At 60.1% G+C, this 21,047-nt stretch carries 22 protein-coding genes; 17 read left to right on the top strand and 5 right to left on the bottom strand.

The window, feature by feature from the left end:
* Positions 1–9 precede the first annotated feature (9 nt).
* Complete coding sequence (gene araH, locus AC1DVH_RS10455) at positions 10–978, top strand: L-arabinose ABC transporter permease AraH (RefSeq protein WP_477753733.1); 969 nt, start codon at positions 10–12, stop codon at positions 976–978.
* Between the two features lie 207 nt (positions 979–1,185).
* Here the strand turns inward: araH and AC1DVH_RS10450 are convergent, their stop codons facing one another.
* The 3 genes from AC1DVH_RS10450 to AC1DVH_RS10440 form a co-directional block, all read right to left on the bottom strand.
* Positions 1,186–1,566 carry a Rho termination factor N-terminal domain-containing protein gene (locus tag AC1DVH_RS10450; RefSeq protein WP_477753732.1) on the bottom strand — a complete coding sequence of 127 codons (381 nt, stop codon included), beginning with the start codon at positions 1,564–1,566 and terminating at the stop codon, positions 1,186–1,188.
* Positions 1,567–1,585: 19 nt separating this feature from the next.
* Complete coding sequence (locus AC1DVH_RS10445) at positions 1,586–1,909, bottom strand: hypothetical protein (protein ID WP_477753731.1); 324 nt, start codon at positions 1,907–1,909, stop codon at positions 1,586–1,588.
* Between the two features lie 81 nt (positions 1,910–1,990).
* Positions 1,991–3,196 (bottom strand): MFS transporter, encoded by a 1,206-nt coding sequence (locus tag AC1DVH_RS10440; RefSeq protein WP_477753730.1) that lies wholly within the window; start codon positions 3,194–3,196, stop codon positions 1,991–1,993.
* A 220-nt stretch (positions 3,197–3,416) separates the two neighbouring features.
* On the opposite strand from AC1DVH_RS10440, the gene AC1DVH_RS10435 reads away from it, so the two are divergent.
* The 6 genes from AC1DVH_RS10435 (at position 3,417) to AC1DVH_RS10410 (ending at position 9,284) form a co-directional block, all read left to right on the top strand.
* Positions 3,417–3,899, top strand: coding sequence for an N-acetyltransferase family protein (locus AC1DVH_RS10435; protein WP_477753729.1), 483 nt, complete (start codon positions 3,417–3,419; stop codon positions 3,897–3,899).
* A 193-nt stretch (positions 3,900–4,092) separates the two neighbouring features.
* Complete coding sequence (locus tag AC1DVH_RS10430) at positions 4,093–5,085, top strand: 2-dehydro-3-deoxygalactonokinase (RefSeq protein ID WP_477753728.1); 993 nt, start codon at positions 4,093–4,095, stop codon at positions 5,083–5,085.
* Positions 5,086–5,104: 19 nt separating this feature from the next.
* Positions 5,105–5,725 (top strand): 2-dehydro-3-deoxy-6-phosphogalactonate aldolase, encoded by a 621-nt coding sequence (locus AC1DVH_RS10425; protein WP_477753727.1) that lies wholly within the window; start codon positions 5,105–5,107, stop codon positions 5,723–5,725.
* Positions 5,726–5,773: 48 nt separating this feature from the next.
* The gene (gene dgoD, locus AC1DVH_RS10420) at positions 5,774–6,922 is read left to right on the top strand and encodes a galactonate dehydratase (protein WP_007977010.1); all 1,149 of its coding nucleotides are present in this window, start codon (positions 5,774–5,776) and stop codon (positions 6,920–6,922) included.
* Positions 6,923–7,109: 187 nt separating this feature from the next.
* Positions 7,110–8,420, top strand: a complete 1,311-nt coding sequence (locus AC1DVH_RS10415) for an MFS transporter (RefSeq protein ID WP_223533892.1) — start codon at positions 7,110–7,112, stop codon at positions 8,418–8,420.
* 60 nt (positions 8,421–8,480) lie between these two features.
* Complete coding sequence (locus AC1DVH_RS10410; protein ID WP_056727198.1) at positions 8,481–9,284, top strand: IclR family transcriptional regulator; 804 nt, start codon at positions 8,481–8,483, stop codon at positions 9,282–9,284.
* Here the strand turns inward: AC1DVH_RS10410 and AC1DVH_RS10405 are convergent.
* Positions 9,281–10,333: an NAD(P)-dependent alcohol dehydrogenase gene (locus AC1DVH_RS10405; protein ID WP_477753726.1), complete on the bottom strand. Its 1,053-nt coding sequence runs from the start codon at positions 10,331–10,333 to the stop codon at positions 9,281–9,283. The two genes, AC1DVH_RS10410 and AC1DVH_RS10405, sit on opposite strands and share 4 nt — an antisense overlap.
* Positions 10,334–10,512: 179 nt before the next feature.
* Between AC1DVH_RS10405 and AC1DVH_RS10400 the strand changes: the two genes are divergently transcribed.
* A complete protein-coding gene (locus tag AC1DVH_RS10400) occupies positions 10,513–11,403 on the top strand; it encodes an AraC family transcriptional regulator (protein WP_477753725.1) in 891 nt (296 codons plus the stop codon).
* A gap of 156 nt (positions 11,404–11,559) precedes the next feature.
* Here the strand turns inward: AC1DVH_RS10400 and AC1DVH_RS10395 are convergent, their stop codons facing one another.
* Positions 11,560–13,224: an electron transfer flavoprotein-ubiquinone oxidoreductase gene (locus AC1DVH_RS10395; RefSeq protein ID WP_477753724.1), complete on the bottom strand. Its 1,665-nt coding sequence runs from the start codon at positions 13,222–13,224 to the stop codon at positions 11,560–11,562.
* A gap of 548 nt (positions 13,225–13,772) precedes the next feature.
* Here AC1DVH_RS10395 and AC1DVH_RS10390 point away from each other — a divergent pair.
* From AC1DVH_RS10390 to AC1DVH_RS10350, 9 genes are all read left to right on the top strand, one after another.
* Complete coding sequence (locus tag AC1DVH_RS10390; protein ID WP_150753971.1) at positions 13,773–14,522, top strand: electron transfer flavoprotein subunit beta/FixA family protein; 750 nt, start codon at positions 13,773–13,775, stop codon at positions 14,520–14,522.
* Positions 14,523–15,452 (top strand): electron transfer flavoprotein subunit alpha/FixB family protein, encoded by a 930-nt coding sequence (locus tag AC1DVH_RS10385; protein WP_477753723.1) that lies wholly within the window; start codon positions 14,523–14,525, stop codon positions 15,450–15,452. It abuts the gene before it with no gap.
* Between the two features lie 199 nt (positions 15,453–15,651).
* Positions 15,652–16,497, top strand: coding sequence for a substrate-binding periplasmic protein (locus AC1DVH_RS10380; protein ID WP_477753722.1), 846 nt, complete (start codon positions 15,652–15,654; stop codon positions 16,495–16,497).
* Positions 16,498–16,506: 9 nt separating this feature from the next.
* A complete protein-coding gene (locus tag AC1DVH_RS10375; RefSeq protein WP_477753721.1) occupies positions 16,507–16,863 on the top strand; it encodes a DUF4398 domain-containing protein in 357 nt (118 codons plus the stop codon).
* Positions 16,860–17,672 carry an OmpA family protein gene (locus AC1DVH_RS10370; protein WP_477753720.1) on the top strand — a complete coding sequence of 271 codons (813 nt, stop codon included), beginning with the start codon at positions 16,860–16,862 and terminating at the stop codon, positions 17,670–17,672. The genes AC1DVH_RS10375 and AC1DVH_RS10370 overlap by 4 nt, the downstream gene beginning before the upstream one ends.
* A gap of 349 nt (positions 17,673–18,021) precedes the next feature.
* On the top strand, positions 18,022–19,461 hold the full coding sequence (locus AC1DVH_RS10365) for an aminotransferase-like domain-containing protein (protein WP_008050371.1): 1,440 nt from the start codon (positions 18,022–18,024) through the stop codon (positions 19,459–19,461).
* 80 nt (positions 19,462–19,541) lie between these two features.
* A complete protein-coding gene (locus AC1DVH_RS10360) occupies positions 19,542–20,024 on the top strand; it encodes a translation initiation factor 2 (protein WP_477753719.1) in 483 nt (160 codons plus the stop codon).
* 166 nt (positions 20,025–20,190) lie between these two features.
* On the top strand, positions 20,191–20,445 hold the full coding sequence (locus tag AC1DVH_RS10355; protein WP_108215386.1) for a YkgJ family cysteine cluster protein: 255 nt from the start codon (positions 20,191–20,193) through the stop codon (positions 20,443–20,445).
* Positions 20,446–20,541: 96 nt separating this feature from the next.
* Positions 20,542–21,047: SRPBCC family protein (locus AC1DVH_RS10350; protein WP_477753718.1), on the top strand; the 506-nt coding region annotated here is incomplete at its 3' end.

Raw genomic sequence — 21,047 nt, 5'->3', positions numbered from 1 at the left:
GTGACTATGATGACAACCCAAGACAACACCCTGCCGACCACGCGCAAACCCCTGGATATGCGGCGTTTTCTCGATGACTGGGTAATGCTGCTGGCCGCCGTCGGAATCTTCGTGCTCTGTACCCTGATGATCGACAACTTCCTTTCGCCGCTGAACATGCGTGGCCTGGGCCTGGCGATTTCCACCACCGGGATCGCGGCGTGCACCATGTTGTATTGCCTGGCGTCCGGGCATTTCGACTTGTCGGTGGGCTCTGTGATTGCCTGCGCCGGAGTAGTCGCGGCGGTGGTGATGCGCGACACCGACAGCGTGTTTCTCGGAGTCTGTGCGGCGCTGGTGATGGGCCTGATCGTCGGGCTGATCAACGGCATCGTGATTGCCAAGCTGCGAGTCAACGCGCTGATCACCACGCTGGCGACCATGCAAATCGTACGCGGCCTGGCCTACATCTTCGCCAACGGTAAAGCGGTGGGGGTGTCCCAGGAATCGTTCTTTGTGTTCGGTAACGGCCAGTTGTTCGGCGTGCCGGTGCCAATCCTGATCACCATCATCTGCTTCCTGTTCTTCGGCTGGCTGCTGAACTACACCACCTACGGGCGCAACACCATGGCCATTGGCGGCAACCAGGAAGCGGCGCTGCTGGCCGGTGTGAATGTCGACCGGACCAAGATCATCATCTTTACCGTGCATGGCGTGATCGGTGCGTTGGCCGGGGTAATCCTGGCATCGCGCATGACCTCCGGACAACCGATGATCGGTCAGGGTTTCGAGCTGACGGTGATCTCGGCCTGCGTGCTGGGCGGGGTGTCGTTGAGTGGCGGGATCGGCATGATCCGGCACGTGATCGCCGGGGTGCTGATTCTGGCGATCATCGAGAATGCGATGAACCTGAAGAACATCGATACGTTTTATCAGTATGTGATTCGGGGTTCGATTCTGCTGTTGGCTGTCGTCATTGACCGCCTGAAACAACGCTGACGCCCATTACACCTGTGGGAGCGAGCTTGCTCGCGATGACGGAATATCAGCCAACATTGATGTTGGATTTGCCGGCCTCATCGTCGGATCGCCGCCCGGAGCACGTTCGCTCCCACAGTTGACCGGGTTGTTCAGACGAACGCGGTCCCCTGTGGGAGCGGGCTTGCCCGCGATGAGGGCATCCGCTTCGACACAAAACAGTTGGTCTTAACCCGCCTTGCGCAACGCCTCGATCAGCTCTTGCTTGCGCATCGAGGACCGCCCGGGAATGTCCTTCGCTCGTGCTTCCTTCCTCAAACTATCGACCGTCTGGGCCTCTCTGGATGCAGCGCTATCGCGTGAGTGCCCCTCACGAGTGGCCACCGCTCGACGCGCCGACTCCTTGCGATTTGCCGACTTTGCACTGGCCGGTTTCTTGCGCCCCGACCCACCGGCCCGTTCGCCGCCACCGGACTGTTTATTCACTGTCGCCCAAGCGCGGGCTTCGGCTTCGTTCTTTGAAAGGCCTTTGCTTTCGTAACTGTCTTCGATGTGTTGCGCCTTGCGTTTTTGCTCGGCCGTGTATTTGGTTTTACTTCCACGAGGCATGGGATTTCTCCTGGCTTCATTACTGGCTCATATTGCTTTCCTCGTCCTCGGTGGTGCTTGAACCGAGGCCACCACTGCCGGGCTTTTTTTTGTCCGGCAGATTAGTCCCGCCCTGACGATCCATGTCATTGCCCTGGGTTCGCGGGTCGGTGCCGGTGGCAGGCGGGAGGTTGTGGTCGATCGTCGTGCCATCGGTGTTCATGCCTGGAGCACTCTGGATCGCCGGTGCCCTGGGCTTTTCAACCGGGTTGGTCGGGCCGGTGCTCGAGCCGATGGTCCCGGCGAACGCGGCAGAAGACAGCAGGGCGGCGAGGGCGAGGGCAGTCAACCTGGACAGGATCATGGTGTTGTCTCCAACGGGTAGAGTCCTTACCTGATTAGTCCGCCTTCGATCCGGATGGGTGCATTGTTAGCGACGAACGGCTCAGGCCTGCTCCAATGCCCTGACCGCTGTGGCTCTACGCCAGATCAAGCGGCCCACGGTGATCATCCAGTTGAGCGCAGCCACCGCCAGCACCGTGAGCAATAGTGTGGCCATGCCTTGCTCGACGATGATTTTCCCTGCCAGCAAGGGAAAGCCGAACACGCCGATGAAGTACGACAGGCTGAACAGCAGCAAGGATTGCGCAGTGGTGCCGTTCGGCGCTTCATTGGCGGCCAGACCGTTGATCACCGAGTAGGTCAGGCCGTAACCGATCCCGAGCATCGCCGCCGCGAGCACGTAGCTGAAGCTGCTGTCGACGACAAAACCGAACATCACGATCGATGCCAGCATCAACCCCGAAAGCACGCACGWTGCACGGAATGGATCGCGCTTGACCACGAAACCGGCAACCAGCATGCGGCCGCTGATCGCCGCGCTCATGAAGCCGAGGAAGAACAACGAATAGTCGAGCGAGCGCGCCGCGGCATAACTGGTTTGAAAGCTCGACAGACCACCGAACACGCAGCCGCCGAGACCGACCATGATGATCGGGAATACGGCCCTGGACGACAGCACCTGAGCCGCTGCGCGCCAGGAAATCCGCGACACGCTGCCAGATTGCGCGGGCGCCGGTTTCAGTTGTCGATCCAGGCGCCAGAACAGCAATACGCCGATCAGGCTGGCCAGCGCCGCCAGGTAAAACGCCGCCGTCACCGGATAACCGAGTGCACTCGCCGCGCGACCGAGCAACGGGCCGCTACCGATCCCGGTCATCATGCTGCCCGACAGCAGGGCGAAGTATCTGGCGCGCTGCGCGGGTGTCACCAGACTCGCCACGATGATCGGCCCGAGGGTGTAGAACACGCCCCAGCCCAGGCCCAGCAGCAGCCCGAAAAACAACAGCAGATGACCGAAGCCCGGGGTCAGGGCGAAGCCCAGGCTGGCCGCTACCAGCAATACACCGAACAGCGCCACCGATCGGGCGGCACCGAGCAAGTCGGACAAATGACCGGAAACAATCACCGCCGCAAAGGTGCTGAGCATCGCCGCCGAAATCACACTGCCGGCGTCGTGTTCGTTACCGCCGCGAGAGCCGATCAGCAACGACAGCAAAAACGTCGAACCGTAGGACAACGACAACAGGTAACTGGCGAGGCAAAACAGACCGAACAACTTGCTTGAGACAGGGGGGGTTGCGGTAGACATGACGCGGTTCCTTGACCGGCTAAATGAGCAGCGCATCTATCTAACCACGCACGGCGCGGATGTTAGGTCCGAGGTTATCGATTCCAAGGTTAGTGTTGGCCGGAGTAAAGCATCTGCACTGTTGTGGTGATTCAGCTTTTGTGGCGAGGGAGCTTGCTCCCTCGCCACAAGTACCGCGCCGACTTAGTATGGCGTTTTCCACTTTTGACAAGGCACGTCCATGACGATCGAAATCCGCYCGGCGACCCCCAGTGACGCACCGCAAATCCTCGCGTTCATCACTGAACTGGCCGACTACGAACGTGCCCGCCATGAAGTCATCGCCAGCGTTGCCGATATCGAGCGCAGCCTGTTCAGCGAAGGCGCCACCGCCCATGGCCTGATCTGCCTGCGCGACGGTGCACCCATAGGTTTCGCGGTGTTCTTCTTCAGCTATTCCACCTGGCTGGGCAGCAATTGCCTGTACCTTGAAGACCTCTACATCACCCCGCAACAGCGCGGCGGTGGTGCGGGCAAGACCCTGCTGCGGCATCTGGCGAAAATCGCCTGCGCCAACGACTGCGGTCGTTTCGAGTGGAGCGTGCTGGAGTGGAATACCCCGGCCATCGAATTCTACAAATCCCTGGGCGCGCAGCCGCAGGAGGAGTGGGTTCGGTATCGGATGGATGGAGCGGTGTTGCGGGATTTCGCATCGGGTAACTGAAACTTCTTAAAAGATCGCAGCCTTCGGCAGCTCCTACGCAGGAATTCGCGTTTCCCTGTAGGRGCTGCCGAAGGCTGCGATCTTTTTTTGTATTGTCTCACAATATGGGATTGATATTTATATATTGAGATTTTGCAACACCAGGGTTTATAGTCCCGCTCACTCACTGCCAAAAACCAAAACAGGTGAAGCGATGCAGGCGCAATTGATCGCGCTCGACTGGGGGACAACCTCATTACGTGCTTACAAACTGGCTGAAGGTGGCTTGGTCCTCGAACAGCGTTCGCTGTCGTCGGGGATCATGCAGCTGCCGAAAGCGCCGCGAATCATTGGCGGCCGGGAATGCGCCGATGGTTTTGAACTGGCATTCGATGAGGCTTGCGGTGACTGGCTCGATGCCCAGCCGGATTTGCCGGTGATTGCCTGCGGCATGGTCGGCAGCGCCCAGGGCTGGTGCGAAGCGGCCTACCGCGACACGCCGGCGAACGTCGCCACGCTCGGTACTTCCCTGCAAACCGTGCGCAGCCTGCGCGGCATCGATGTGCACATCGTGCCAGGCGTCATCGAGCGTTCGCCTCTGCCGAACGTGATGCGCGGCGAAGAAACCCAGGTGCTCGGCGTGCTGCAAAACCTGACGAGCGAGGTGGGTGCTGATCTGCTGATCGGCCTGCCGGGCAGCCATTCGAAATGGGTGGAAGTGGCCGACGGCTGCATCGTGCATTTCGATACGTTCATGACCGGCGAAGTCTTCGCCGTGCTCAGCGAGCACAGCATTCTCGGACGCACCCAGCAGCGTGGCGGGTCCTTCGATGGCGATGCGTTTGATCGCGGCGTGCAGGTCGCGTTGTCGGCGGACGGTGAAACCGGTCCGCTGTCGACGATGTTCAGCGCCCGCAGTCTCGGGCTGACCGGCGAATTGAGCGCCACCGCCCAGGCGGACTACCTGTCCGGCCTGTTGATCGGCCACGAGTTGGCAGCCCTGGCCAACGTCCAGCGGCGCCGGCGCAACAGCGTGCACCTGCCTTGGATCATCCTCATCGGCAACACCCAACTCTGTGCCCGCTACAGCCGTGCGCTCGACGCCTGCGGTTTTGCCCGGGTGACCCTGGCCGAACAGGCCACCGAATGCGGATTGTGGCAACTGGCGCTGGCTGCCGGCCTGGTCACGCGCACCGCATCCCGTTAAACCTGACTGGAGGTCTGACATGCTCAAACAAGCCCTGGCGCAAAACGGCCTGATTGCGATCCTGCGCGGCCTGCGCCCGCAGGAAGCGGCCGCCATCGGCGAAGTCCTGTACGCCGCCGGATTTCGCGTCATCGAAGTGCCGCTCAATTCCCCTGAGCCGTACGAAAGTATCCGCATCCTGCGCAGTACCTTGCCCGCCGATTGCCTGATCGGTGCCGGCACGGTGTTGACGCCGGAGCAGGTCGAGCAAGTGAAAGCCGCGGGCGGCCAGGTGATCGTCATGCCCCACAGCGATCCGAAGGTCTTGCGCGCGGCGAAAGCGGCGGGGCTTTACCTGTCGCCGGGTGTCGCCACGCCGACCGAAGCCTTCGCGGCACTGGCTGAAGGAGCGGATGTGCTGAAGATGTTCCCGGCCGAGCAGATGGGGCCGGCGGTCGTCAAAGCCTGGCTGGCAGTGCTGCCGGCGGGAACGATTCTGGCGCCGGTCGGCGGCATCACGCCGGACAACATGCAGGTGTTTATCGACGCTGGCGTCAAAGGTTTCGGCCTCGGCTCCGGTCTGTTCAAACCGGGCATGACGGCGGAACAAGTGGCGGCCAATGCCAAGGCGTACGTCGCTGCCTGGAAAGCCCTTCGCTAAGACTTCTTTGAGCGCCGAGCGCGCTGCATCTAATAAGAGAGCCAAAAGATGAAAATCACCAAACTGACCACCTTCATCGTTCCGCCGCGCTGGTGCTTCCTCAAGGTCGAAACCGACGAGGGCGTCACCGGTTGGGGTGAGCCCGTGGTCGAAGGCCGCGCCCACACCGTCGCCGCTGCCGTTGAAGAATTGTCCGACTACCTGATCGGCAAAGACCCGCGCAACATCGAAGACATCTGGACCGTGCTCTATCGCGGCGGTTTCTACCGCGGCGGCGCAATCCACATGAGTGCCCTGGCCGGTATCGACCAGGCCTTGTGGGACATCAAGGGCAAGGCGCTGGGCGTGTCGGTCAGCGACCTGCTGGGTGGTCAGGTGCGGGACAAGATTCGTGTGTATTCGTGGATCGGCGGCGACCGTCCGGCGGATACCGCGCGTGCGGCGAAAGAAGCGGTCGAGCGTGGTTTTACCGCGGTGAAAATGAACGGCACCGAAGAACTGCAATTCCTCGATACGTTCGACAAGGTCGACCAGGCCCTGGCCAACGTCGCTGCCGTGCGCGATGCCGTCGGCCCGAACGTCGGCATCGGCGTGGACTTCCATGGCCGGGTGCACAAGCCCATGGCCAAGGTGCTGATGAAGGAGCTTGACCCGTACAAGCTGATGTTCATCGAAGAGCCGGTGCTCAGCGAAAACTACGAAGCGCTGAAAGAGCTGGCGCCGCTGACCAGCACGCCGATCGCTTTGGGTGAACGGCTGTTCTCGCGCTGGGATTTCAAGCGTGTGCTCAGCGAAGGCTACGTCGACATCATCCAGCCGGATGCGTCCCACGCCGGTGGCATCACCGAAACCCGCAAGATCGCCAACATGGCCGAAGCCTACGACGTGGCGCTGGCGCTGCATTGCCCGCTGGGCCCGATTGCGCTGGCGGCGTGCCTGCAACTGGACGCGGCCTGCTACAACGCGTTCATCCAGGAACAGAGCCTGGGCATCCATTACAACGAGAGCAACGACCTGCTCGACTACGTCAAAGACCCACGGGTGTTCGACTACGACCAGGGCTTCGTGAAGATCCCGAACGGCCCGGGCCTGGGAATCGAGATCAACGAGGAATACGTGATCGAACGCGCCGCCATCGGCCACCGCTGGCGCAACCCGATCTGGCGCCACGCCGATGGCAGTTTTGCCGAGTGGTGAGAGATCTCTGATCCACCACCTATCCCTGTGGGAGCGAGCTTGCTCCGGGCGGCGTTCCGACGATAGCGTCCTGTCAGTCACATCAATGTCGGATGTGCCGCCGTCATCGCGAGCAAGCTCGCTCCCACAGGGGGTTAGCGTACGTCTTCAAAATCGACCTCAATAACCATAAGAAGAGGCACCCCCCATGCAACCGCAAACCCTCACCGGGCAGGCGTCGTTGGTGACGCCCAGCCGCAAGCGTTTTTTCATCATGGTGCTGTTGTTCATCACCGTGGTGATCAACTACCTGGACCGTAGCAACCTGTCGATTGCCGCCCCGGCATTGACCAGTGACCTGGGCATCGACCCGATCCACGTCGGCCTGATCTTCTCCGCGTTCGGCTGGACCTACGCCGCCATGCAGATTCCCGGTGGCTGGCTGGTGGATCGCGTGCCGCCACGGATTCTGTACAGCGTCGCCTTGCTGCTGTGGTCGGTGGCCACGGTGATGCTCGGCTTCGCCGCCAGCTTCATCGCGCTGTTCGTGTTGCGCATGGCCGTCGGTGCCCTGGAAGCGCCGGCCTATCCGATCAACAGCCGCGTGGTCACCACCTGGTTCCCCGAGCGCGAGCGCGCGACGGCCATCGGTTTCTACACTTCCGGGCAATTCGTCGGCCTGGCCTTCCTGACACCGGTGCTGGCCTGGCTGCAGCACGAATTCGGCTGGCACATGGTGTTTGTCGCCACCGGCGCAGTGGGCATTGTGTGGGCGGTGATCTGGTACGCGGTGTATCGCGAGCCGCGGGATTTCAAAGGCGCCAATGACGCAGAGATTGATCTGATCCGCGAGGGCGGTGGGCTGGTGGATATCCAGGCCGAACAAGCCAAGGTCAAAGCCAAATTCAGCTGGACCGACCTGGGCATCGTCCTGACCAAGCGCAAGCTCTGGGGCATCTACCTCGGGCAGTTCTGCCTCAACTCGACCCTGTGGTTTTTCCTCACCTGGTTCCCGACCTACCTGGTGAAATATCGCGGCATGGACTTCATCAAGTCCGGCCTGTTGGCATCGCTGCCGTTTCTCGCCGCGTTTATCGGTGTGCTGTGTTCCGGTTTCTTCTCGGACTTTTTGATCCGTCGCGGTTACACGGTTGGTTTCGCCCGCAAATTGCCGATCATCAGCGGCCTGCTGATTTCCACTTCGATCATCGGCGCCAACTTTGTCGAGTCGACGCCGTTGGTGATCGCCTTCCTCGCGCTGGCATTCTTCGGTAATGGCCTGGCTTCGATCACCTGGTCGTTGGTGTCGACCTTGGCTCCGGCACGCTTGCTCGGGCTGACCGGCGGGGTGTTCAACTTCATCGGCAACCTGTCGGCGATTGCCACGCCTATCGTGATCGGCTTCCTCGCGACGGGTGATTCTTTTGCTCCGGCAATCACCTACATCTCGGTGCTGGCATTGATCGGTGCACTGTCCTACATCTTGCTGGTGGGCAAGGTCGAGCGTATCAAGTTGTAGTCGTGGCACGCGGGCGACCATAATGCCGCCCGTTCACTCGCTCAACGGTAAAGGCTGGATATGCAGGAAGACGCCCCAAAAATCGCCAAGGACGCCGCGCCGACCGGCACCCAGACCCTGCTTCGCGGGTTGGGTGTGGTTCATGCCGTGGCCAGCGGCGCCCGCGATCTCAAGGAAATCGCCCGGCTGATCGGCACCACGCGCAGCACCACCCATCGCCTGGCCAGTTGCCTGGTGGACGAGCGTTATCTGCGGGTGGTGCCGCAAGTCGGTTATCTGCTGGGGCCGAAACTGATCGAGTTGGGCTTTCAGGCCCGAGAAGAGTTGCCATTGGTGACCCTGGCCGGGCCGTATCTGGATGAGTTGTCGGCATTGACCGGCGACACCATTCACCTGGCGATCCGTGAAGGCGACGAAGTGCTGTACCTGCACAAGAATCCGGGGCGCAATGGCCCGGAAATGCGTTCGCGGGTCGGCCATCGCATGCCGTTGGCACGCACTGGCATCGGCAAGGCGCTGATGCTCGATGATTCGCCGCAAGAGTGGCAGCGCCTGTACGAAGTCAGCCTGCCGGTGGGTGGGAAAAACCAGTTCTGGCCGCAGCACCCGGAGCAATCCTGGGAGCAGTTCGAGCAGCGCATGGTCGAGTACGTGGCCGGCGGTTACGCCTTCGACCTGGAGGACAACGAACCGTCGATCCGCTGCGTGGCGGCGCCGATTCGCGATGCCAGCAAACGCATCGTCGCCGGCATCAGCATCGCCAGTACCGTGCCGTACATGCCGCTGGAGAAAATGGCCGAGCTGATTCCCCTGATCAAAGGGGTCACAGCCCGGCTGTCGGCGGAGCTTGGCCTCAAGGTTTAAACCTTGAGGGTCGCCATATCGATGACGAAGCGGTACTTGACGTCACCGGCGATCATGCGGGCGTAAGCCTCGTTGATCTGGCGGATGTCGAGCATTTCGATGTCACAGGTGATGTTGTGCTCGGCGCAGAAATCCAGCACTTCCTGGGTTTCGGCGATGCCGCCGATCAGCGAACCCGCCAGCACGCGACGTCCCAATACCAGTTTGGCCGCATGCACCGGCGGCTCCACCGGTTCGATCAGACCCACCAGAATATGCACGCCGTCGAAACGTAGCGTATCGAGGTAGGGGTTGAGGTCGTGCTGCACCGGAATGGTGTCTAGCAGGAAGTCGAAGTGACCGGCGGCGGCCTGCATCTGGGCGTCATCGGTGGACACGATCACATGGTCCGCACCCTGACGGCGAGCCTCTTCGGCCTTGCTTGCCGAACGGGTGAACAGCGTCACTTCGGCGCCCATGGCCTTGGCGAACTTGATGCCCATGTGGCCCAGGCCACCCATGCCGAGAATCCCGACCTTGTCGCCGGCCTTCACGCCGTAGTGCTTGAGCGGCGAGTAGGTGGTGATGCCGGCACACAGGATTGGCGCGGCGCTGGCCAGGGCCAGTTTTTCCGGGATACGCACCACAAAGTGCTCGCTGACCACGATGCTGTCGGAGTAACCGCCCATGGTGTTGCTGCCATCGACCCGGTCCGGGGTGGCGTAGGTCATGGTCGGGCCTTCGAGGCAGTATTGCTCCAGGTTGGCCTGGCACGCCTCGCAATGGCGGCATGAATCGACCATGCAGCCGACGCCGACCAGATCGCCGACCTTGTGTCGGGTCACGTTCGCGCCAACGGCGGTCACTTTGCCGACGATTTCGTGGCCGGGCATCAGCGGGTAAACGGCAATGCCCCACTCGTTGCGGGCCTGATGGATGTCGGAATGGCAGACGCCGCAGTAGAGAATCTCGATGGCAACGTCGTCGGCCCGTGGGCTGCGGCGTTCGAATTTCACAGGGGCGAGGGGAGTGGTGGCCGACTGGGCGGCGTATCCGATGGCGGTGTACATGGTGAACCTCGCAAAATCGCTGACGGGTGAGGTGGCGCATTCTGGGCGCCGAACCCGGTAGCAGCCATGGCGATTCCTCCGGGTGTCATGCCTATTCCTCCGGCATCGCTCCTTGAGCGATTCCATTGGCGATCAGACCTGCGATGATGCTTTCATCCCTTTTTTTCGAAGTTTTTTTCATGCAGTTGACCCGTCATCTTGATGCCAATGCCAGCCTGGTTTCGCTGATCGAGCCGCTGTCCACTCGCAACGGTTTCGTCCCGACTGCATTGCCGGGCGTGCAGGTTCTGCGGGCCAGTTGCGATGTGGCCCGTGGACCGCAGATCTACGAGCCGAGCCTGGTGATCATCGCCCAGGGCAGTAAACTGGCGTACCTGGGGCCGCGCACTCTGGAATATGGCGCAGGGCACTACCTGATTCAGGCACTGCCGGTGCCGTTCGAGTGTGAAACCTTTGCCGCGCCGAGCGGGCCAATGCTGGGCGTTTCTGTCGCGATCGACCGGGTGATGCTGGGCGAGCTGGTATTGGCAATAGGCCTGGCGCCGGGGCGGCATATTCCGGCGCAAACGCCTGAGTCCATGACCTCGGCAGTGCTCGATGATGCCATGCGCGGTTGTGTCGAGCGGCTGCTGCGTTGCCTGCACGATCCGCTGGAATGCCAGATCATGGGGCAAGCGCGTTTGCGCGAGTTACTGTTCGTCGCATTGCGCGGTCCGCAAGCCGATGTATTGCGGGCGCTGGTTGAGCAGCAGGGGCAGTTCGCCCGGATCGCGGCATCCCTCAGTCATCTGCATGCGCATTACACCGAACCGTTGAACGTCGAGACCCTGGCCAGTTGCGCGAACATGAGTGCGTCGACCTTTCACGAGCATTTCAAACGCAGCACCTTGTTGTCGCCGGTGCAGTATCTGAAGCGATTGCGTCTGCTCAGGGCGCAGCAGTTGTTGCTGGGCGAGGGGCTGGGCGTGGCGCAGGTGGCGCATCGGGTGGGGTATCAGAGCACGTCGCAGTTCAGTCGCGAGTACAAGCGGTACTTCGAGCGTAATCCGGGTGATGAGCGCGCAGCCTGAGGTTTAGCACCCCTACTGTAGGAGCGAGCTTGCTCGCGATGGAGTGTCAKTCARCATTAATGYTGAMTGACACTCCATCGCGAGCAAGCTCGCTCCTACAATCGCACGCAACAAAAAGGCCCCCATGTAGGGAGCCTTGATGTTCAGCGGTTCGGCTTACATGTTCGGGTAAGTCGGGCCGCCGGCGCCTTCCGGCGCGACCCAGGTGATGTTCTGTGCAGGGTCCTTGATGTCGCAAGTCTTGCAGTGAACACAGTTCTGGGCGTTGATCTGGAAGCGCTTCTCGCCGTCTTCCTTGGTGATCACTTCATACACTCCGGCCGGGCAGTAACGCTGTGCCGGCTCATCGTACAGCGGCAGGTTCTTGCCGATCGGGATGCTCGCGTCGGCCAGCTTCAGGTGGCACGGCTGCTCTTCTTCGTGGTTGGTACCGGAGATGAACACCGAGCTGAGTTTGTCGAAGCTGATCTTGCCGTCCGGTTTCGGGTAGTCGATCTTCTTGCAGTCGGCCGCCAGTTTCAGGCAAGCGTAATCCGGTTTGGTGTCGTGCAGGGTGAACGGCAGTTTGCCGCCGAAGATGTTCTGGTCCAGCCAGTTGAAACCGCCACCGACGATGGCGCCGAACTTGTGGATCGCCGGGCCGAAGTTGCGGCTGGCGAACAGTTCTTCGTAGAGCCAGCTGTTCTTGAAGCTGTCGACGTAGGTGGTCAGTTCTTCGCTGCCGTCCTTCTCGGCGAACAGCGCGTCAGCCACGGATTCAGCGGCGAGCATGCCGGATTTCATCGCGGTGTGGCTGCCTTTGATCTTGGCGAAGTTCAGGGTACCGAGGTCGCAACCGATCAGCGCGCCGCCCTTGAACACCATTTTCGGCAGCGAGTTCAGGCCGCCTTTGCAGATGGCACGCGCGCCGTAGCTGATGCGCTTGCCGCCTTCCAGGTACTGCTTGAGCACCGGGTGATGCTTGAGGCGCTGGAACTCGTCGAACGGCGACAGGTAGGTGTTGCTGTAGGACAGGTCGACGATCAGACCGACGACCACCTGGTTGTTTTCCAAGTGATAGAGGAACGAGCCACCGGTGTTCTCGGTGCCCATGATGTCCATCGGCCAACCGGCGGTGTGGACTACCAGGCCAGGCTGGTGCTTGGCCGGGTCGACTTCCCAGATTTCTTTCAGGCCGATGCCGTAGTGCTGGGCATCAGCGTCAGTGTCCAGGTTGAAACGCTTGATCAGCTGCTTGCCGATGTGGCCGCGGCAACCTTCGGCGAACAGCGTGTACTTGCCACGCAGTTCCATGCCGGGGGTGTACAGGCCTTCCTTCGGATTACCTTCGCGGTCGACGCCCAGGTCACCGGTGATAATCCCGCGAACCACGCCGTTCTCGTCGATCAGCGCTTCCTGAGCGGCGAAACCCGGGTAGATTTCCACGCCCAGGTTCTCGGCCTGCTGGGCCAGCCAGCGGCACAGGTTGCCCAGGGAGATGATGTAGTTGCCTTCGTTGTGCATGGTCTTGGGCACAAAGAAGTCAGGAACTTTCTGCGCGCTTTCAGCGTTCTTCAGAACGAAGATTTCGTCGCGGGTGACGGGGGTGTTCAGCGGCGCGCCGAGTTCTTTCCAGTCCGGGAACAGTTCGTTCAGGGCCCGTGGTTCGAACACGGCACCGGACAAAATGTGAGCACCGACTTCGGAGCCTTTTTCGACCACGCAGACGCTGATTTCCTTACCGGCTTCGGCGGCCTTCTGCTTCAAGCGGCAGGCGGCGGAAAGACCAGCGGGGCCGGCACCGACGATGACAACGTCGAATTCCATGTATTCGCGTTCCACAGGTTATCTCCTACTCAAGGCTCAACAGTTTTTTTTCTAATTTGGAGGTTCGGTGTCGCATCCATGAATCCCGGCGCAACGCCGAGAGCGGACAATCGATTGACCACCTTTCTCTTTGGGTGGCGCATTATATCTACACCACTCTCAGCGTCCAATACAAACGTTTGTTTGAATTGGCTCGAAGCCAGAGAAATCAAAGTCACGCGCCTTATGAGCGGCCATTTTGGCGTATTGACCGGAATAGGCGTTCCGGTCAAGATACGGGCGGTTTTGCGCTCGCCGTAGGCTGACTGTTGGTTTCAAGAGCACCTCTAAAGACAGGGCGATGGGAGTAGAGAGTGATGAGCCGCGCGGGTTTGATGCGTAGTTTACACGCCGCGATGTTGAATGACTCGTCAGTCACCACTGACGAACGGTCATCCACATCATGAGTGATGGTCACTTGACACCTTTGCCGACGTTTTTGGAGGTGCCCTTGCGCCCGATGAGCATCAACCGCCAGGTTCGCCTAGGCGACTTTCTTTTCACCGGAGAGTAACGAGGAATCCATGAAGGTTCTTGTAGCTGTCAAACGCGTTGTGGATTACAACGTCAAGGTTCGCGTCAAGGCGGACAATTCCGGCGTCGATCTTGCCAACGTCAAGATGTCGATGAACCCGTTCTGCGAGATCGCCGTGGAAGAAGCCGTACGCCTGAAAGAGAAAGGTGTTGCGACTGAAATCGTCGTCGTCTCCGTAGGCCCGTCCACCGCTCAAGAGCAACTGCGCACCGCGCTGGCTCTGGGTGCCGACCGTGCCATCCTCGTCGAGTCCGCCGAAGACCTGACTTCCCTGGCCGTTGCCAAGCTGCTGAAGGCCGTTGTCGACAAGGAACAGCCTCAGCTGGTGATCCTTGGCAAACAAGCCATCGACAGCGACAACAACCAGACTGGCCAGATGCTCGCTGCATTGAGCGGCTACGGTCAGGGCACGTTCGCGTCCAAAGTCGAAATCAGCGGCGACAGCGTTGCTGTCACCCGTGAAGTCGACGGCGGCGCGCAGACGGTTTCCCTGAAGTTGCCGGCCATCGTCACCACCGACCTGCGTTTGAACGAGCCGCGTTATGCGTCTCTGCCAAACATCATGAAAGCCAAGAAGAAGCCTCTCGAAGTGCTGACTCCGGACGCTTTGGGCGTTTCCACCGCCTCCACCAACAAGACCCTGAAAGTCGAAGCGCCTGCTGCACGCAGCGCGGGTATCAAGGTCAAGTCGGTGGCTGAACTGGTCGAGAAACTGAAAAACGAAGCGAAGGTAATCTAAATGACTATCTTGGTTATTGCTGAACACGACAACAAAGTGCTGGCTCCGGCCACGCTGAACACCGTTGCTGCTGCCGCCAAAATCGGTGGTGACATCCACGTTCTGGTCGCTGGCCAGGGTGCTGGCGCCGTGGCTGAAGCCGCTGCGAAAGTCGCTGGCGTGGCTAAAGTGCTGGTAGCTGATAACGCTGCCTACGCTCACCAGCTGCCGGAAAACGTCGCTCCGCTGGTTGCAGAGTTGGGCAAGGGCTACAGCCACATCCTGGCTGCCGCTACTTCCAACGGCAAAAACATCCTGCCACGCGTTGCCGCTGCACTGGACGTTGACCAGATCTCCGAGATCATCTCRGTAGAAAGCGCTGACACCTTCAAGCGCCCGATCTACGCCGGTAACGCCATCGCTACCGTTCAATCGAACGCTGCAGTGAAAGTGATCACCGTGCGTGCCACCGGTTTCGACCCGGTTGCCGCTGAAGGCGGTTCTGCTGCTGTTGAAGCCGTTGCCGCTGCCCACGACGCTGGCATCTCCAGCTTCGTTGGCGAAGAGCTGGCCAAGTCCGATCGTCCGGAACTGACCGCTGCCAAGATCGTCGTTTCCGGCGGTCGCGGCATGCAGAACGGCGACAACTTCAAACACCTGTACGCCCTGGCCGACAAGCTGGGCGCTGCCGTGGGTGCCTCGCGCGCCGCGGTCGACGCAGGTTTTGTACCGAACGACATGCAGGTCGGTCAGACCGGCAAGATCGTTGCACCACAGCTGTACATCGCCGTCGGTATCTCCGGCGCGATCCAGCACCTGGCCGGCATGAAAGACTCCAAAGTGATCGTTGYGATCAACAAGGACGAAGAAGCGCCGATCTTCCAGGTGGCCGATTACGGCCTGGTGGCGGACCTGTTCGAAGCCATCCCTGAGTTCGAGAAGCTGGTCTAATCCGGCTGCTTCACTTATAAAGAGCCCGGCCTTTTGGCCGGGTTTTTTTTTTTGCTTTGTCCCCCTGTAGGAGCGAGCCTGCTCGCGATGGACGTCAACGATGACGCGGGGATCCTGGATACAAGCGGTGCATTTGAAACCATCGCGAGCAGGCTCGCTCCTACAGGGATATATACGATCTCAACGGGAGTGTGTTGCCATGGATTTGCGTCGTGTATGTGGCTGGTCATTACTACTGGGTTTGACGACATTTCCAGCACTGTCCAATGCCGCAGGCAAATGCGAACGCCTGGTGGTCACCGGCAGCCCGGACGCACCGCCGTACCTGTGGCAAGACCCGCAGAATCCCAGGCACCTGATCGGTGCCAGCGCCGATTTGCTGCAGCAAGTGGCGGGGGAGTTGGGGCTCAAGGTCGAACTGCTGTATGCCGGCAAACGCGCCCAGGCCCTGGACGAAGTGCGCAGCGGGCGCATGGACATGCTGGCGGACGCGACGTTGACCGTCAGTGAGCTGGATTCCCTGGATTACATCCATCCACCCGTGCTGGAAAACGACTATCTGGTCTGGACGCGCAAGGACTCGACGCTGATCTATAACGAAGCACAAGATCTGCACGGCCATTCCGGTGCCGTGTCGGAAAAGGCTCGATTGACTCCGCAATTCAGCACCTTTGCCGGACAGCAGTTAACCCTCACGCACACGTCCAACCTGACCCAGGCCTTTCAGAAACTGCTGTTGGGCGAGGTCGAGTTTGTGCTGGCAGGACGTTACTCGGGCATGGCGACCGCACAGACACTGGGCATGGCCGGTGATTTGGTCACTCGCTCGCAACCGGTCGACAAGCCTGGCCTGTACCTGGCGATTTCCCATGACTCGGCCTGCAACGATCCGTGGTTGCGCGGACAGTTGGCCAAAAAGATGACAGAATTGCCCGCGTCCGGACTGACGGAAGCCGTGCTGATGCGCAATATCGAGCGTTGGAAGGCACAACGCTCACAACCGCAGCAACCCTCGCAACAACCCGTCAGTGCCCCAAAACAGTAGGGATATCTAGTGAGTATTCGACCTCTTTTCGCTGCCGTGGCCTTTGTGGTCCTGGCGGGTTGTGCAACCGATCCTGCGCCGAATGAACAGATGCGCCTGACCGAACAGGCACTCGAACAGGCCAAGGCCGTGGGCGCCACCGCCGACGATGTGCCGGAAATGAAACTGGCCGAGGACAAGTACAATCGTGCCAAGGGCAACATGACCGATCAATCCTTCAAGAATGCGCGGATGCGGGCCGAACAGGCCGAACTCGATGCGCGCCTGGCTGAAGCCAAGGTGTTGAAGGCCAAGAGCGAGGAGCAGTTGAACGTGCTGAACACCCGCATCGCCCGCCTGCAAAAGCAACTGGGAGATGYCGAATGAGCCTCAAGAGCAAAGCCCTCGGCGGTTTGATCCTGGCAGGCTGCGCGAGCCTGTCTGGTTGCGCCAGCCAGCACAGCGAGACCGCATTGCAGCAGGCTGGAGCCGATTTTCAGAAGGTCAAGGAAGACTCCAATGTGCTGCGAATCGCCCCCAAGGACGTGATTCGCGCCGGGGAGTCCCTGGCCCGTGCCGATCGCCTGTCCAGCTATTGGGGTAGCGGTTCGGACGTGGTGCATTACGCCTACCTGAGCCAGCGCTATAGCGCCATTGCCCGGGAACACACCGATCAGGCGCTCAACGAAGAGCAAGCGGCGAAGCTTGAACTGGAGCGGCAGYGCCTGCAACTGGCACTGCGTGAATCCAAACTGTTCAGCGTGCAGCAGCAAGGCAAATGGCTCGAAGAGCAGATCCTGGCATTGACGACCACCCAGACCGACCGTGGCCTGGTGATGACATTGGGCGACATGCTGTTCGACACCGGCGAAGCGGAATTGAAACCTTCGGCCAACCGTGTGGTGTTGAAGATCGTGCAGTTCCTGCAACTCAATCCCAAGCGTGTGGTACGGATCGAAGGTTATACGGACAGTACCGGGGGCAAGCAGGAAAACCTCAAGCTGTCCCGCGACCGCGCACAATCGGTGGCTGATGTGTTGATGGACCTGGGCATCGACGACAAGCGTATTCAGGTCGAGGGTTATGGCGACGAGTATCCCGTGGACGCGAATGCGTCGGAACGGGGCCGTGCGCAGAACCGTCGGGTGGAAATTGTGTTTTCCGACGAAAAGGGCCAGCTCGGCGCTGCCCGCTAAGGCTGCTCCAGGGTGGCGCTATGCACCCTGGAGGAGCTGCGGAGTGAAACGAGGCTGCGATCTTTTCGAGTTCACTTGAGTATCAAGAGCAAGATCAACAGATCGCAGCCTCGTTTCACTCGACAGCTCCTACAGTCCTACAGTCCTACAGTCCTACAGTCCTACAGCCCGGCCTGCCATGCAGCGCCGGGTTTTTTTATACCTGCCGATTACCGCGCAAAACAGTACAGATTTTGCTGACACTGCACTGTATGGTCGACTATTGTGGCAACTGTCCCCGTACACTTCTAAACTGTTCCGGTATTGTTTCACACAAGAATAAAATGCCCGTGAAATCGAGTGCTGCGTCATGACCAATCTTTTGCTCTATCAACGTATTGCTCAACAACTGGCCGAAGACATCCGCCGTGGGGTCTATCAGCCGGGGGAGCGCGTACCTTCGGTGCGCAAGATGAGCTCGCAGCTCAATGTCAGCCATGCGACGGTGTTGCAGGCGTATGCCAATCTCGAGGATCAGGGGTTGATCCGCGCCCGGCCGCAGTCGGGTTACTACGTGCACCAGACGCCGGCCCTCACCGCACCGACGCCGGACATCGCCCGGGTCGAGCGCCCCGGCCTGGTCACCCGCAGTAGCATCATTCAACAAGTCCTGGTCGAATCCCGTCGTGAAGGTGTCTTCCCGCTGGGCGCTGCAGTGCCGAGTGTCGATTATTTGCCGGTGCGGGCACTGCATCAGCAATTGGCCAAAGTCACCCGTTTCCATAGTCCGCGGGCCTTCAGCTACATGTTCAGCCCCGGTTTCGAACCGTTGCGCCGACAGGTGGCGATCCGCATGCGCGATGCCGGCGTGGTGGTCGATCCGTCGGAAGTGGTGATCACCCACGGTTGCGTCGATGCGCTGCAGATGTCCTTGCGTGTGCTGACCCGTCCGGGCGATCTGATCGCGGCCGAATCGCCGACTTATTACGGGTTGCTGCAACTGGCCGACCTGTTGGGCCTCAAGGTCATCGAGATCCCCAGCGATCCGGCCACGGGCATGAGCCTGGAAGCCCTGCAACTGGCGGCCAACCAATGGTCGATCAAGGCGTTGGTGTTGACCACCCGTCTGAGCAATCCATTGGGCGGCACCATGCCGGAGGAGCGGCAGAAACAATTGCTGCGCCTGGCGTCGGACTTCGATATCCAGATTGTCGAAGACGATATCTACGGTGAGCTGATGTTCGAACAGGGGCGCACCAAGTCCCTCAAGGCCTACGATCGGCTGGATCGGGTGATCTATTGCTCGAGCTTCTCTAAAACCCTGTCGCCTGGCGTGCGGATCGGCTGGATGATTGCCGGCAAGTATCAGCAGGAAATCCAGCGCTTGCAGACCTTCAGCACGCATTCTGCGTGCAGCGTGACCCAGATGGGCATTGCCGCTTACCTGGAAAATGGTGGGTACGACCGGCATTTGCGCTTCATCCGTCAGGAATACCGGAAAAACCTCAGCGCCTTCCAGCTGGCCGTGCAGCAGTATTTCCCGGAAGGCACGCAGATGACCCGGCCTACCGGAGGTTTCATTCTGTGGGTCAGTCTGCCGGGACGGGTCAACACTCAGGAGTTGCACGTGCGGGCATTGCAGCAGGGCATCAGTATTGCGCCGGGGCTGATCTTCAGTAACACCGAGCAGTTCAATCACTGCATTCGCCTCAATTGCGGCATCCCGTGGAATCGTGAAGCCGAGCGCGCGTTGATGACCCTGGGCATGCTGGCCACCCAGCTCTGCCAGGAGATGGCGGGCGGTTTGTAACAGGCTGCTACGGTGCTTGTCTTGTGGGCTGCAACAGGGGAGCATATGCACCTCTGCCGTTTGCACCCACCGTGGGATACATGAAACCGACTTTTCCTGCCGCCTGGCTTTTGCTCTGCCTGATTGCGAGTATTCAGCCGGCATTCGTCGTAGCGGCTACCGAGCAGGATCAGGAGGCCACCGGCAGTTTCCACGTCGCACCGATAAAACCCGAACCTGTGAAAAAAGCCTCGCCGGCCGAGAAACCGGCGACGCCCGTGAAAAAGCGCCAGCCCATTGCCTCCAAATCGAAACCGGCCAGCGAAGTTGTCAAGACCGAGCTTCCATCCGCCAAGTTGGACCTGAGCCTGCCCAAGGATATGGTTCAGGAGCTGAAGCCGATCGGAACGGTGCCGTTGTCCAGGCGCGAACCATTGTTACCCCAGATGTTCGGTGACAAAAGCGGCAGCAGCCCGTTCCAGCTCAACGGCCGCCTGCTCACCAATGAAATGCAGCTGCAACTGCGAAAGGAAGAACGCCGCGAGGTCGAAGGTGCGGCACTGGATTTCGAGTTCAAGCAGTAACCTCACCAGGATCCGCGAACCGCAGACCAGACGCTTTGTCGGCGACTGGTCGGTCATGTTCGTTTGCATTGAAAAACCCGCTCGCAGGTAATTTAAAACAACTGTTTAAGCGGGTACTCTGTGCCCCGTCCTTTTACACATTGCTCGTCGCGAGGAGCTTGTCGTCATGAAATGCCGTGAGGGCTGTGGCGCTTGTTGCATTGCCCCTTCCATCAGTTCACCGATTCCCGGTATGCCCAACGGCAAAGCCGCAGGGGAGCGTTGCCTGCAACTTTCCTCCGATAACCTGTGCAATATTTTCGGCCAGCCGGAACGGCCGGCGGTGTGTTCTGCCTTCGAGGCCGACCCCGAGGTGTGCGGAAGCAGCAGCGAAGAAGCGATCCGGTTGATTGGCTGGTGGGAGCAAATGACGGCGGCGTGATGTGTGGGCTTGCACCTCCGATCACCTCCGAAAAACCTGATGGTGATCGGAGGTGCAAGCCCAACGAACGTAACTTAAACAATAAGGAATAAGACTATGGGTTCGCTGCATCGTATTGCTGTGCTGTGTGGTTTGACGGTTGTGCTGGCCACTTCGACGGCCCAGGCCGAAGACTGGAAAGTCAAAAAAGACGAAGACGGCATCAAGATCTCCCTGAGTGAAGTGGCCGGCTCCGACTACAAGGCCTACCAGGGCGTCACGCTGATGAAAACCACCATAGCCAAGCTGCGCGCGTTGCAGGAAGACGTGTCCGGAGCCTGCGCCTGGATTCACGAATGCAAAACCCAGAAGCTGCTCAAGCACGAAGGTGACCAGAGCTGGACCTACACTCAGTTCAACACCCCGTGGCCGGTTACTCCGCGTGATTCGGTGCTGCACGTCACCACCATCGAAGGCGCCGATGGCAGCCTGACCCGCAAGCTCGAAGGCGTACCAAAATACATTCCTGAAGAAAAAGGCTTCGTCCGGGTCGCCAAGGTCGACGGTTTCTGGAAGTTCGTGCCCAAGGGCGACCAGGTCGAAGTGACCTATCAGGTGCACAC

The sequence above is a fragment of the Pseudomonas sp. P4_C3 genome (assembly GCF_056402075.1).
Note: the sequence above shows the minus strand (reverse complement) of the source record. Positions and strands in the feature narration are given on the sequence as shown.

Coding starts and splice junctions, on each gene's coding strand:
- dgoD (WP_007977010.1), top strand. CDS start 5,774: ATGAAAATCACCAAACTGACCACCTTCATCGTTCCGCCGCGCTGGTGC.
- araH (WP_477753733.1), top strand. CDS start 10: ATGACAACCCAAGACAACACCCTGCCGACCACGCGCAAACCCCTGGAT.
- AC1DVH_RS10450 (WP_477753732.1), bottom strand. CDS start 1,566: ATGCCTCGTGGAAGTAAAACCAAATACACGGCCGAGCAAAAACGCAAG.
- AC1DVH_RS10405 (WP_477753726.1), bottom strand. CDS start 10,333: ATGTACACCGCCATCGGATACGCCGCCCAGTCGGCCACCACTCCCCTC.
- AC1DVH_RS10425 (WP_477753727.1), top strand. CDS start 5,105: ATGCTCAAACAAGCCCTGGCGCAAAACGGCCTGATTGCGATCCTGCGC.
- AC1DVH_RS10410 (WP_056727198.1), top strand. CDS start 8,481: ATGCAGGAAGACGCCCCAAAAATCGCCAAGGACGCCGCGCCGACCGGC.
- AC1DVH_RS10355 (WP_108215386.1), top strand. CDS start 20,191: ATGAAATGCCGTGAGGGCTGTGGCGCTTGTTGCATTGCCCCTTCCATC.
- AC1DVH_RS10380 (WP_477753722.1), top strand. CDS start 15,652: ATGGATTTGCGTCGTGTATGTGGCTGGTCATTACTACTGGGTTTGACG.
- AC1DVH_RS10415 (WP_223533892.1), top strand. CDS start 7,110: ATGCAACCGCAAACCCTCACCGGGCAGGCGTCGTTGGTGACGCCCAGC.
- AC1DVH_RS10360 (WP_477753719.1), top strand. CDS start 19,542: ATGAAACCGACTTTTCCTGCCGCCTGGCTTTTGCTCTGCCTGATTGCG.
- AC1DVH_RS10430 (WP_477753728.1), top strand. CDS start 4,093: ATGCAGGCGCAATTGATCGCGCTCGACTGGGGGACAACCTCATTACGT.
- AC1DVH_RS10400 (WP_477753725.1), top strand. CDS start 10,513: ATGCAGTTGACCCGTCATCTTGATGCCAATGCCAGCCTGGTTTCGCTG.
- AC1DVH_RS10365 (WP_008050371.1), top strand. CDS start 18,022: ATGACCAATCTTTTGCTCTATCAACGTATTGCTCAACAACTGGCCGAA.
- AC1DVH_RS10390 (WP_150753971.1), top strand. CDS start 13,773: ATGAAGGTTCTTGTAGCTGTCAAACGCGTTGTGGATTACAACGTCAAG.
- AC1DVH_RS10445 (WP_477753731.1), bottom strand. CDS start 1,909: ATGATCCTGTCCAGGTTGACTGCCCTCGCCCTCGCCGCCCTGCTGTCT.